The following is an 11945-nucleotide window of genomic DNA, read 5'->3' on the forward strand; positions in this document are numbered from 1 at the left end:
AATAGCCGTCTTTACACCTTGGCCGGTTGGATAACTGGCGTGCCGTACATGAAAAACTCGGCAGGAAGCGGAGAACCATACCAGATAATGCCTTTCTCCAATTGTTCCTCTTTCCATTGAATCGGTTGCCATTCCGGATCAAAGATTAAATAACCTGCATCTCCGAATAGCTCTACGCGATTTCCTCCAGGTTCTACCACATAGAGGAAGTAAGCTTGACTTACGCCATGTTTGCCAGGGCCAGCCTCAATTTTGATATTATTCTCTGTGAAAATATCGGAAATGTCGGACAAATGCTGCGGATAACCATACCAATAGCAAACATGATGTAAACGACCACGGCCACCCATTCGATCACCCATGACGGCAACTTCGTGGACCAATGGACTCACACTCAACCAAGCGGCAGCTTCATTGCCATCGTTTAACATAATGTGTTCCCGCAACCGGAATCCAAGTTCATCCATGAGAAAGTTCTTGTTTGACGTGACATCGCTGGCAAGCAGGTTGACATGATCTAAACGACGGACTGGCACACCGTGTAATGGTCTTTTTTGCGGCCGGCTCAAAAGAGCAGATCTTTTCTCTTCAGGAGCCTTATAGTACTCGACATCCCATAAAATTTCCATACTATGACCGTCAGGTGTCTGAAACTGATAAGCATCTCCATGACCAAGATCCCCGTCAATCCACTGATTTCCGTAACCACTTGCTTCAATCGCTTTCACACGACGCTCCAGAGCTGGCTTTGAACTTGCGCGCCAGGCGACATGACCCAGACCGGCATCTTTTGCTTCCGTTACCTTCAATGTGTGGTGATAATGGTCTTCGTAGGCACGAAGATATACCGATTGGCCCTCTCTAGTTGTTTCTTCCATGCCAAGAAGATCTTTAAAAAACCATAGTGTTTCCTCTGGCTTTGGTGAATAAATTTCAACATGGGCAAGTTGTGCAACATCAAAATTCGGTTCTTTGGACATTTTTCATTCCTCCATTATTTAATAAAATAAATACCGTTCTCCATATTTCTAAATATTTGGACATTGTACGATTGAACATTTGGTACCAGCCGCAATGTGACCTCCATTACACTATCAGCGAATGCAACCGCTTACAATACGCGAAGAGAAACTTCTACACATGCACAGTTTTTGCTCGGTTCGCCACATTTCATATGAGTATTTTAAATTAATTGTATGCTATTTTCATTACTATGCAACCCTTTTTTACCTGTTTATGGTTATTTTATCATTTGACCGTATTTTCCTTGTGAAAACAGCAGTGGCTCACCGTCCTGCAGGCGAATATCCGTGACTTCACCGATAAACAAAGTGTGATCACCCACTAAGTATTCAGCCGTAACGTTGCATGTCATGGTTGCAATCGTGTCTTCTAACACAGGAATCCCATCCAACGTTGCGAATCTAACTTCTGTTCCGTCTTTCTTCTGACCAGCAAAAAGCGCTGACAGATCTTGCTGGTGCTCGCTTAATATGTTGACGGCATACCTTTTCGATTCCTTGATTCTGTTGTGCATATGTGCATGTATCCCTACGGAGACGAGCACTAGTTTCGGATTCAAGGAGACAGATACAAACGCGTTTGCCGTCATGCCATAAGGCTTACCCTCTAATTCTGTGGTAATGACTGTAACGCCTGTCGCGAATTTCCCCATTGCGCTGCGAAATAAACGGTCGTCCATTAGCGTACCAGCTCTTCTTTCTTTACATTAATCCAGTTGTTATTCGTCCAGCCGGTAAGGTCGTAATCACTCATCGCATGGTCTACAAAAGATTTAAACCTAGTTGATTGACCCGTAGCATCGGCTATTTTCAGTGTCTCTAAACGAATGTTTTCGGTATTGCCAGCGTAGTTTACTTCGTACAGCTCGTGTCGGCCGCCAAACTCTGTGCCAATGGCATCCCAAACCAACTTCATTAACTTCACGCGTTCTTCAGCAGTTACTCCCGATCCCCGATAGTAAGTATCCAGGTACTGGCGGATTTCAGGATTATTGAAGTCTTCTGCGCTTGACGGCAATTGAATCAATCCGCCCGCGATCACTTGCTCGAAAATGCTCTTTATCTTCAACCATGCCATTGGCGCCAGCACGCGATAGGCTGCTCCCGAATCCATACCCGGCATTACGATGCCATTAGGTCCAGGTACCGCTTCGTGACACATGGCTGTGGAGAGCGCCCAGAACATATTGCGCCAGGCCAACACTTCACCGATATTGACTTGTACACCTCTGAATTGTTGGGTTCCGGACATCTCAGTTGCCTTCAGCAGCATTCCTGCCAGGAAATCAAGTTTTACGGCAAAACGCGTGCAGCCGTGGAGGCAAAAGCGGTTGAAGAATCCCGTTTGTACGAAGAAGTTATTCGTTATTTCTAAATTCTTGTACGTCAGCACGTCCTCCCAGGGGATAAATACGTTATCAAGCACGATAACCGCATCATTCTCATCAAAGCGACTGGATAGCGGATAATCAAACGGCGTACCATTTGTGGCCGCTGCCAATTCATAAGACTGGCGGCTGATCATTTTTAGCCCCGGTGCATTCATCGGAACAAAGAAGATTAATGCGTTGCTTTGATCGCCATCCCCAAGATCAGTAACTCCATAATTGGATACGAAGTTATAGTGAGTGAGCGCTGCTGCTGTTCCCACCAATTTGGCACCGCTTACAATAATTCCGTCATCACGCTCATCGACAGCACGTACGAAGACATCTTTATTCTCATGCAGCGGTTTGGAACGGTCAACTTGCGGATTGACAAGCGTGTGGTTACAAAACGTATTTTCTCTTACCGTCTTGTCGTACCATCTCTGCGCATTTCCTTCGAAACCTTTATAAAAATCAGAAAACGCGCCCAGGTGTGCAGTAAATGAAGCTTTGTAGTCAGGCGTCCGACCCATAAATCCGAAGCTTAGTCTTGACCATTCAGCAACCGCATTTCTGGATTCTAACAGTTCCTGGGCACTCGTAGGCGCTTTAAAAAACTTCTGGGTTACGTATCCCTCTTCGGTTTTTGTCGTCAAAATGGAAGCTTTTTCCGGATCGTGCAGCGAATCATACATGCGTTTAATCGATCTTGCGGAATTCTGGTATGCAGGATGAGTGGTTACATCTTCAATCTTCTTACCGTTCAGGTAAACGACGCGACCATCATTCAAACTTTCCAAATACTCTTTGCCATTCATCATTTCTTTATCAACCTCCCATGAATATTAGTCTTTCATACATGTTTATAGTAACGGACTGCTGGTTAAATCAACAACGACACCAATAGTCTGAAAATTATGTTTTTTTAGACAATCTTTGTTAGTCTCTATCGACGGAGTGAGATAAAAATAGAAGCCTTTCATCAAAAGGATGAAAAGGCTTCTATTCGTCCGGAACATCAAATTACCCCCTGCCGTTGACTTGCTCAAGCACACGAATCATTCTAAACAGCATTTCGTTGACAGGAGTAGGCACGCCATACCGGCGCCCCAGCTGACATACCGTTCCTGCGAAATATTCCACTTCGGTCTTCCGACCTGCTTCGATATCTTGAAGCATCGACGTTTTGCCTTCAGGCGAAAGCGACTGTCTTAAGATGAGATCAAACGCAGCCAAATCCCCTTCGTTTAAATGTACACCTGCTTTCTTCGATAATTCAATGACTTCCTGCATCGCCGTTACCATTAAATCATGCGCCTCTCGTATCTCTTGAAACACTCGGTACGGCGCTTTGAGCACAGCCGATGTCTGATTAATCCCGACATTGATCATGAATTTCCACCACATCGCGTGCTCCATATTTTCCGGAATTTCATAAGGAATTCCGGCTTGTTCAAATAATTGTTTGACTGACCGTACTTTTGGCGAATGAGACGGATTCCTCTTCTCTCCGAAACAAATTCTGCCTATACTCGAAAAGGAGATGTCCGTTCCTTCTCTTCCTGCATCGATCGCGACACACATCGCGTAAAGCAGATTCTCGCTTCCATAGGTATGGGCAATGATTTCTTCGCTAGAAATTCCGTTCATCAGCGACATAATCACGGTTTCCGGTCCGACATGATGTTTAATATCGGCTATAGCCTGTTGAAGCCCCTGGTATTTGACCGCCACCAATACAAGGTCCGCCGGTCCGGCTTCCACTTCCGGCGTCAAATAATTGAAATCGCAGCGTCTGCCGTTGATCCATAGTCCGTCCGATTTGTAACGCCGAATCCGTTCTTCATCAGCAATAACCTGAACGCAGTTCGGGTTCAAATCGTGCAGTTTACTTGCATAAGCAGCTCCGATTGCCCCAAGTCCGATAACCGATACTTTGTTGATTCTTTTCATTTTAAACACTACCTTCGATAGAATCGGTTGAGTGATCTAGCTCGAATTCGCACCAATAAACGGCTGCAGCCCAAGCGATTTCCTGACTACAGCCGCCTAATCGTTCAGTTTCCATTCATATCTGTCTACTTGACAGGGGTGCTTATAATTGAAGCGCCTTCAACTCTTCATCTGTGAAAACGCGAGAGCGTGTCAAGAACCGGCGTCCTTCCGGTCCCTCCAGCGAGAACATGCCTCCCCTGCCGGGAACGACATCAATGAACAGTTGGGTATACTTCCAGTACTCATATTGAGCCTGGCTCATATAAAAGCTGGCTCCGCCGATTTCCCCCAATAACACGTCATAATCGCCGATCAGAAATTCGCCATCTCGATAGCACATCGGAGAGCTGCCATCGCAGCACCCTCCCGATTGATGAAACATGACAGGGCCGTACTTGGCTTTCAAAAACTCGATCAGCTCCAGGGCGGCGTCAGTGGCCAGAACTTTTCGGACTTCTTCCATGGCGCCGGCCTTCTTAGAAGAACCCTAGAGCGTCCGGGCTGTAGCTGACAAGCAGGTTTTTCGTCTGCTGGTAATGGGAAAGCATCATCTTATGCGTTTCGCGGCCAATCCCCGAAACTTTGTAGCCCCCGAATGCGGCGTGCGCCGGATAAGCGTGGTAGCAGTTGGTCCATACGCGCCCGGCCTGAATGCCTCTTCCGAAACGGTAAGCTGTATTCATATCGCGGGTCCATACCCCTGCTCCCAACCCATACAGGGTGTCATTGGCGATGGATAAAGCTTCCTCCTGATCTTTAAAGGTCGTCACAGAAACGACGGGCCCAAAAATTTCTTCCTGGAAGATCCGCATTTTATTGTGCCCTTTGAATACGGTCGGCTCAATATAATACCCGCCTTCCAAGTCGCCTTTCAGCTCCGCTTTGTTTCCGCCGATCAGACATTCCGCTCCTTCCTGCTTTCCAATGCTGATATAGGACAAAATTTTCTCCACCTGCTCCGAAGATGCTTGAGCTCCGATCATCGTTTCCGTATCGAGCGGATTGCCTTGCTTGATCGCGGCCACGCGCTTTAATGCCCGTTCCATGAAGGGTTCGTAAATCGATTCTTGAATAAGGGCGCGGGACGGGCAGGTGCAAACCTCGCCTTGGTTCAGAGCGAACAGCACAAACCCTTCGATGGCCTTATTCAAGAACGCGTCATCTTTGGCGTAAACGTCGTCAAAAAAGAGGTTGGGAGACTTGCCGCCCAATTCCAGCGTAACCGGAATAATGTTCTGTGACGCGTATTGCATAATCAAGCGGCCTGTCGTCGTTTCTCCTGTAAAAGCGATCTTGGCGATACGGTTGCTTGAAGCAAGAGGCTTACCTGCTTCCAGCCCGAAGCCGTTGACGATATTCAACACTCCTGGAGGCAGCAAATCGCCGATCAGCTCCGCCAAAACCATGATGGAAGCAGGCGTTTGCTCCGCTGGCTTCAGCACGATGCAGTTGCCCGCAGCGAGCGCCGGCGCAATCTTCCAAGTAGCCATCAACAGCGGGAAATTCCAGGGGATGATTTGCCCGACGACGCCTAACGGTTCATGGAAATGATAGGCAACCGTATCGCCGTCCACTTCGCCGAGCGTTCCTTCCTGGGCACGAATGCAGCCCGCAAAATAACGGAAATGATCGATCGCCAGAGGAATGTCGGCGGCCAACGTTTCCCGGACCGGCTTTCCGTTATCCCAGGTTTCGGCTACGGCAAGCAGCTCCAAATTGGCTTCCATGCGATCGGCGATTTGGTGAAGAATCAAGGCGCGCTGGGCTGCCGATGTACGTCCCCAAGCCTCTTTGACGGCATGGGCCGCATCCAGGGCCAATTCGATATCTTCCGAAGTCGAACGGGCCACTTCACAAAAAGGCTGACCTTTTACCGGCGTGATGTTCTCAAAATATTGCCCATTGACAGGCGCTACCCATTTTCCTCCGATAAAATTGTCGTAGCGCTTTTTAAAAGTAACTTTGGAGCCAGTTTGCCCCGGTTGTGCATAAATCATTTGTCCAGCCTCCTTATGCCCAATTTTTTTTGGCAATCAAAAATAGAGCAAAAGTCGTGCCAATCGAAAATTAACGGCTGCGCAAGCTTTTTTGTAAGCGCTTGTATCGCTTTGCATACATTATGAAACAGATCAGGTGTTTCATCTTGTTCAAAATAGAACAATCGCAGCAACGGCTCTCGTTACTTCTCATTTAAAATATATCGGAGTGTCCTTATTGAGATATTTAATTTCTTACTCAACAATTGCCTGTCTCTATTTGTCTCGGACAACCTTCTTTCAATCACTTTTCTCCCGATTTCCCTTTCCATCTTTCTGATTCTGTCCATTACTTTTTTTAAATGGATCTGCTCGACTTGGCTTAAGCCATTTACCAGACTTTGCACAAATTGCTCGGCTTCCCGTTCAATAAAATCTTCGATTTGCCGATCAATCGGCATTTGGTTGACGGGATGCTCCGCTCTTTGCAGCAAATATGGCGGAAGATGGTCAGCCTTTAAACACTTGCATTCGTGAATGGCATGCGTCTGATTGAGCACATTGAGGAGTTGTCTCACGTTCCCGGGCCAATCGTACATTTTTAAAATCTCCGCTGCATCCGAATCAAGCCGGCACTCGCCACCATATTTTTTGTCAAGATAGGACTGCGCAATCAACGGAATATCCCCGGGTCTTTCCCGCAAAGGAGGAATGGACAATTTCACTCCCTCCAACCGGTATAAGAGGTCAGCGCGAAATTGTTTGTTTTCGACCTCGGTTTCCAAATTTCGATTTGTGGCTGAGATGAACCGCACATTGCTCTTTTGGATCTCTTCACTGCCTACCCTCATGAACTCTCCTGTCTCTAACACACGCAACAATTTTACCTGAATGGAAGTCGGTGCCTCTCCGATCTCATCCATGAAGAGAGTTCCGTTGTTAGCAAGCTCGAAATATCCCTTCCTGGTCTTGATCGCTCCGGTAAATGCCCCTTTTTCATGACCGAACAATTCACTCTCCATCAGGCTTTCCGGCACCGCCCCGCAATTGATACCGACAAACGGATATGGGGCCCTCAGACTGGAGCCGTGAATGAATCGGGCCATCAATTCCTTGCCGGTGCCCGTCTCTCCCTCGATCAAAATGTTGATGGCTTTCTTGGCCAACTTTTCCGCTACGGCTATGACTTTCTGCAGTGGACTTGAATTCGTATAAATAATTCCGTATTGCGCAGCTTCCATGTTCAGTTTTTCCGTATTGCCGACGGGGTTCAGTAATACCGAATTGATGATGTTTTCAAGACTCTCCAGGTCATCAAACGGCTTTTCCAAATAGTCTTTCGCCCCTGCCTGTATGGCCAGTACAGCTGATTTGACGGTGCTGTAACCGGTCATGATCATGACTTCGCAGTCCGGGTACTTGGTTTTAATTTTGGCCAACAAATCCAATCCATTGGCATCAGGCAGCTTCAGATCCACAAGAGCCAGGTGAAACGGAGATGGATGCCGGTGAAGCAGCTCATCTACCTCCCTCCCTGAATTCGCAATCGCCACGTCACAGCTTTTATCTTCCAAAAAATATCGAAAAAAAGAGGTCACTTCGATTTCATCATCGACTACTAGCACCCTTCTCATATTCTTCCCCTCCTTCATTTTCCTGGATCGGAAGCAAAAGGGAAAACCGGGTGTACTCGCCCACCCTGCTGTCTACCAGAAGCTTTCCTCCATGGGACTCGGCAATGCCTAGGCTCACAGAAAGTCCCAGACCGGTACCCTTCATGCTTTCCTTCGTTGTAAAAAAAGGATTGAATATTTGAGATACATAGTCTTCTTCAATGCCAACTCCGTTGTCGAGCACATAGATGGAAACGAATGACCGGTCCTCTGAACCTGCGAGGCAAGTTCCAATGATCACTTCCGGGTTGCTTTTTCCTTGAACGGCGTCTCTCGCATTAAGAAAGAGGTTAATCAACACCTGTTCGATTTGATTGCGGCTCCCTCTGACAGGAGGAAGTGTCGGATCTATTTCTTTCCGTATCGAAATACCGGAAACTGCCAGTTGATACCCCACCAGCCCTAATACGTCTTCTATCAAACTGGAGAGGTGCATGGTTTCTAATTGATATTCTTCTTGTCTAGAGAATGTCAATAAATTTTGTATTATTTTTTTGCTGCGCAGGCCGCACTGATAAATATCCTCCAGCATTTTGCCCGGACGCCCGTCTTTCATGTCGCGCATCAGAAGCTGGACATTTCCAAGAATGGCGGTTAGCGGACTGTTCAATTCATGGGCGATCCCCGCAGCCATCTCTCCCAAAGCAGCCATCTTTGCAGACTGGATCAGCTGCGCTTCCATGTTGACTTTCTCGCTCACATCTTTAAACAAGTGGATGTTTTCAATGGAGATTCGCACATGTTCTCCCATACGCCTATAAAGCTCAAGCTCCTCTTGGGGGTACTCTACTTTCTCCTGATTCAAAAGAGTAAGAAATCCATAGATGTTTCCGGCTTGATATTGCAAACAAACGGATGTGCCGTAATGATCCGGTATTTCCTTTTTAAGCAGCTTTTTAAATTCTTCAATCGACATGGCCGTCTTCGTCACCATTCGCCTTTTGACAAAACGGCAAGACCAGTTCGCCGCTTCCGGCTCCGAAATATAAAACAACAGATCGGAATGGTCGATAAGTGTCAAGACAAACCGGTCGAAAGAAAGAATTTGTGATAATTGGGCTGCCAGATAGCTGCTGACTTCCTCCCAGGATTTGTCCACATGGATCTGCGTTAACCGGTTAATGACTTCCAGCTGCTTGTTCTTTTTCTTCATTTCTTCGACGATAGCGTTTAATTCACTGTAGTAACTTTTTCGTGAAGATTTAATTCCTGTTAACTTGTCAATCAACTCTTGTTTGCCCGACATCAGAAGTCACTCCCCAGAGCAAGGCGGAACAACATTTTCACATCCGCCGCCTTCATATCCCGCGGGTTCGTAGTCATGCAGGCATCATGAACCGCATTATGGCTCATAAAATCAATCTGTTCCTCTTTCAGGTTCAAACTGGACAAAGAATCAGAGATGCCGAGATCGCCGGCCAATTCTTTAACGGCTCCAATCGCCTTTCTGGCGGCTGCAGTCAGGCTGAGACCGTCCACGTTCTCACCGAAAGCCTCGGAAATGTTTTTAAATTTCTCGGGACAAGAGATCAAATTATACTCCAATACATAAGGCAGCAAAATAGAATTTACCTCCCCATGCGGCAGATCCAGCAAACCGCCTAGTTGATGTGACATGGCATGAACCGCTCCCAAAATCGAGTTGGAGAAAGCGATACCTGCCTGAAGGCTTGCCATCGCCATAGCTTCTTTCGCTTCACGATTGTGTTGGCTTGCCACGGAAGGCCGAAGGTAATTGGCAATTAAGCGAATCGCTTGCAAGGAATACCCTTCAGTCATCGGGGTAGCCGCTAGAGAAATATAAGATTCAATGGCATGTGATAAAACGTCCATACCCGTATGCGCCGTTAAACGCGCATCTTTCGTCATCAAGGTCTGCGGGTCAATGATCGCAATATCGGGAATTAACGATTTGGAAATAATGGTCATTTTCACCTTGTGTTTGGAATTGCGGATAATGGAGAACTGGGAAACTTCCGATCCCGACCCTGCAGTCGTCGGCACCATGACCATTGGCGGAAGCGGCCTGGTTACGAGATCGACACCTTCATATTGTTGGATCGTCCCGCTATTGGTTGCAAGTAAGGCAACTGATTTTGCGGCATCAATTGCACTTCCTCCTCCGATCCCGACAACCGAATTACAACCGCTTTCCATATAGGTTCGAACGCCTTTTTCCACTTCATAGTCCTTGGGGTTGGGGGTAAGTTCCGTCCATAAGCAGTAGTCCAGTTTACATTCTTTCAAATAGCGGACGGCAAGTTCCACCCAACCGGAATTCAGAACGCCTTTATCGGAGACAACAAAAACCTTTTTCGCTCCCAATCGAAGCAGGCTTTCCCCGATTTGACTCAGAGCATTCGTACCGAAAATAATTTCGGGTGTCATGAATTTGAAAATACCCATGGATCTTCCTCCTTCATTGCTATTGTACTTTGTTATTTTACTTTTTGGAAAATATTTTATAAAATGCCGAAAAAATGATAGGGCAGCCGTTTTTTCGGCTTAACGGCCGAATTTTCGTCATTTCAATGATAAAAACATAGCGTTTCTGCGTTTTTGGGGTTGGCATGGGTTTTGCGTATGTATGAAAGTGTTGCATGCCAAGCAACCATATTCGTTCATTTTGAAGGAGGATTCAAATGAAAGCTGCTATTGTAAATCAATTTCATCAAAAGCTGGAAATCAAAGAAGTACCGACTCCGGATGTCGGACAAGGAGAAGTGCTGGTAAGAATCACAGCTTGCGGAGTTTGCCATACCGACCTGCATGCCGCTCATGGGGATTGGCCCGTGAAACCTAAACTTCCTTTGATCCCTGGTCATGAAGGCGTTGGCTATGTAGAAAAAGTCGGTCCGGGAGTAAGTTCCATAAACATCGGGGACAGGGTTGGAATTCCGTGGCTGTTCTCCGCTTGCGGCGAATGTGAGTATTGCTTGACCGGTTGGGAAACGTTATGCAAAAGCCAATTAAATGGCGGCTATTCGGTCGATGGGGGATACGCGGAATATTGCGTCGCACCTGCTGCCTATGTCGCGAGAATCCCGGACGGCGTATCGGATGAAGAAATTGCCCCGATCTTATGCGCAGGCGTAACCACCTATAAAGCCCTGAAGGTAACGGGTGCAAAGCCGGGAGAATGGGTGGCGATCTATGGCATTGGAGGTCTCGGACATATTGCGCTCCAATATGCGAAGGCTATGGGATTTAATGTCATTGCAGTCGATATCAGCGACGATAAATTGGAACTTGCCAAGAAGCTGGGTGCCGATCTTACCATAAACGGCAAGTCGGTAAATCCGGTAGAGGAAATCGAGAACAAAGTCGGCGGCGCTCATGCTGCAGTGAGCGTGGCAGTGACTCCGAAAGCGTTTGAACAAGCGTATCGTTCTGTAAGACGCGGCGGCACACTGGTGGTAGTCGGTCTTCCGAGCGGCGAATTGCCAATCCCGATTTTCGATACGGTTCTCAACGGCGTTACAGTAACAGGTTCGATTGTCGGTACAAGAAAAGACATGCAAGAAGCTTTGGATTTCGCTGCCCGCGGCAAAGTGAAAGCGATCATCGAAACACAGCCACTGGAAAAAATCAATGAAATTTTTGAACGTATGGAAAAAGGAAACATTAACGGACGGATCGTCTTGACATTTTAATAATGTAAGCGCTTGCCGACGAATTTATTGTGCCAGTGACACACAAAACACCGTTACGTTATTGGATTTAGCTGAATCACCACTCCACTGAAATCCAATGCGTAATGGTGTTTTTTTCTGATTTGCCGAATAGAATTGTTGCGAAGCAGTGCTCCTATGTGAAACGGAAACGGTGTCTCTCGGTGTCCGAATTTGATCAAATCGTACCGTCGGCAAGGTGTAACATTTTGAAACAATCTTGTTTAAATGGGCACATCTG

General features: G+C 46.9%; 10 protein-coding genes. 1 reads left to right on the plus strand and 9 read right to left on the minus strand.

The genetic code is table 11. From position 1 onward, the window contains the following. Window positions 1-11: 11 nt before the first annotated feature. From ACZ439_RS00930 to ACZ439_RS00970, 9 genes are all read right to left on the minus strand, one after another. On the minus strand, window positions 12-980 hold the full coding sequence (locus ACZ439_RS00930) for a catechol 2,3-dioxygenase (protein WP_127609238.1): 969 nt from the start codon (window positions 978-980) through the stop codon (window positions 12-14). A 260-nt stretch (window positions 981-1240) separates the two neighbouring features. Further along, the gene (locus ACZ439_RS00935) at window positions 1241-1702 is read right to left on the minus strand and encodes a flavin reductase family protein (RefSeq protein ID WP_054797428.1); all 462 of its coding nucleotides are present in this window, start codon (window positions 1700-1702) and stop codon (window positions 1241-1243) included. Then, a complete protein-coding gene (locus tag ACZ439_RS00940) occupies window positions 1702-3210 on the minus strand; it encodes a 4-hydroxyphenylacetate 3-hydroxylase family protein (RefSeq protein ID WP_464620507.1) in 1509 nt (502 codons plus the stop codon). The genes ACZ439_RS00935 and ACZ439_RS00940 overlap by 1 nt, the downstream gene beginning before the upstream one ends. 202 nt (window positions 3211-3412) lie before the next feature. Continuing rightward, window positions 3413-4342: a ketopantoate reductase family protein gene (locus tag ACZ439_RS00945; protein ID WP_054797427.1), complete on the minus strand. Its 930-nt coding sequence runs from the start codon at window positions 4340-4342 to the stop codon at window positions 3413-3415. Window positions 4343-4484: 142 nt separating this feature from the next. Continuing rightward, a complete protein-coding gene (locus ACZ439_RS00950; protein ID WP_127609232.1) occupies window positions 4485-4847 on the minus strand; it encodes a DUF779 domain-containing protein in 363 nt (120 codons plus the stop codon). Window positions 4848-4860: 13 nt separating this feature from the next. Continuing rightward, window positions 4861-6381 carry an aldehyde dehydrogenase gene (adh, locus tag ACZ439_RS00955; RefSeq protein WP_141336720.1) on the minus strand — a complete coding sequence of 507 codons (1521 nt, stop codon included), beginning with the start codon at window positions 6379-6381 and terminating at the stop codon, window positions 4861-4863. Between the two features lie 182 nt (window positions 6382-6563). Beyond that, window positions 6564-7994, minus strand: a complete 1431-nt coding sequence (locus ACZ439_RS00960; RefSeq protein WP_464620508.1) for a sigma-54-dependent transcriptional regulator — start codon at window positions 7992-7994, stop codon at window positions 6564-6566. After that, window positions 7969-9279, minus strand: a complete 1311-nt coding sequence (locus tag ACZ439_RS00965; protein WP_464620509.1) for a sensor histidine kinase — start codon at window positions 9277-9279, stop codon at window positions 7969-7971. Before ACZ439_RS00965 ends, ACZ439_RS00960 begins: the two co-directional genes overlap by 26 nt. After that, window positions 9279-10439 (minus strand): iron-containing alcohol dehydrogenase, encoded by a 1161-nt coding sequence (locus tag ACZ439_RS00970; RefSeq protein WP_054797426.1) that lies wholly within the window; start codon window positions 10437-10439, stop codon window positions 9279-9281. Before ACZ439_RS00970 ends, ACZ439_RS00965 begins: the two co-directional genes overlap by 1 nt. 236 nt (window positions 10440-10675) lie before the next feature. Between ACZ439_RS00970 and adhP the strand changes: the two genes are divergently transcribed. Continuing rightward, entirely contained in the window at window positions 10676-11686 is a 1011-nt protein-coding gene (adhP, locus tag ACZ439_RS00975; protein WP_127609223.1) for an alcohol dehydrogenase AdhP, read from the plus strand. The last annotated feature ends 259 nt before the right edge of the window (window positions 11687-11945 follow it).

It is taken from the genome of Paenibacillus sp. JCM 9796, from assembly GCF_055379675.1.

Bases quoted from the DNA above. Each gene is read 5' to 3' on its own strand.
- ACZ439_RS00930 (WP_127609238.1), bottom strand. From the start codon at position 980: ATGTCCAAAGAACCGAATTTTGATGTTGCACAACTTGCCCATGTTGAA.
- ACZ439_RS00935 (WP_054797428.1), bottom strand. From the start codon at position 1,702: ATGGACGACCGTTTATTTCGCAGCGCAATGGGGAAATTCGCGACAGGC.
- ACZ439_RS00940 (WP_464620507.1), bottom strand. From the start codon at position 3,210: ATGATGAATGGCAAAGAGTATTTGGAAAGTTTGAATGATGGTCGCGTC.
- ACZ439_RS00945 (WP_054797427.1), bottom strand. From the start codon at position 4,342: ATGAAAAGAATCAACAAAGTATCGGTTATCGGACTTGGGGCAATCGGA.
- ACZ439_RS00950 (WP_127609232.1), bottom strand. From the start codon at position 4,847: ATGGAAGAAGTCCGAAAAGTTCTGGCCACTGACGCCGCCCTGGAGCTG.
- adh (WP_141336720.1), bottom strand. From the start codon at position 6,381: ATGATTTATGCACAACCGGGGCAAACTGGCTCCAAAGTTACTTTTAAA.
- ACZ439_RS00960 (WP_464620508.1), bottom strand. From the start codon at position 7,994: ATGAGAAGGGTGCTAGTAGTCGATGATGAAATCGAAGTGACCTCTTTT.
- ACZ439_RS00965 (WP_464620509.1), bottom strand. From the start codon at position 9,279: ATGTCGGGCAAACAAGAGTTGATTGACAAGTTAACAGGAATTAAATCT.
- ACZ439_RS00970 (WP_054797426.1), bottom strand. From the start codon at position 10,439: ATGGGTATTTTCAAATTCATGACACCCGAAATTATTTTCGGTACGAAT.
- adhP (WP_127609223.1), top strand. From the start codon at position 10,676: ATGAAAGCTGCTATTGTAAATCAATTTCATCAAAAGCTGGAAATCAAA.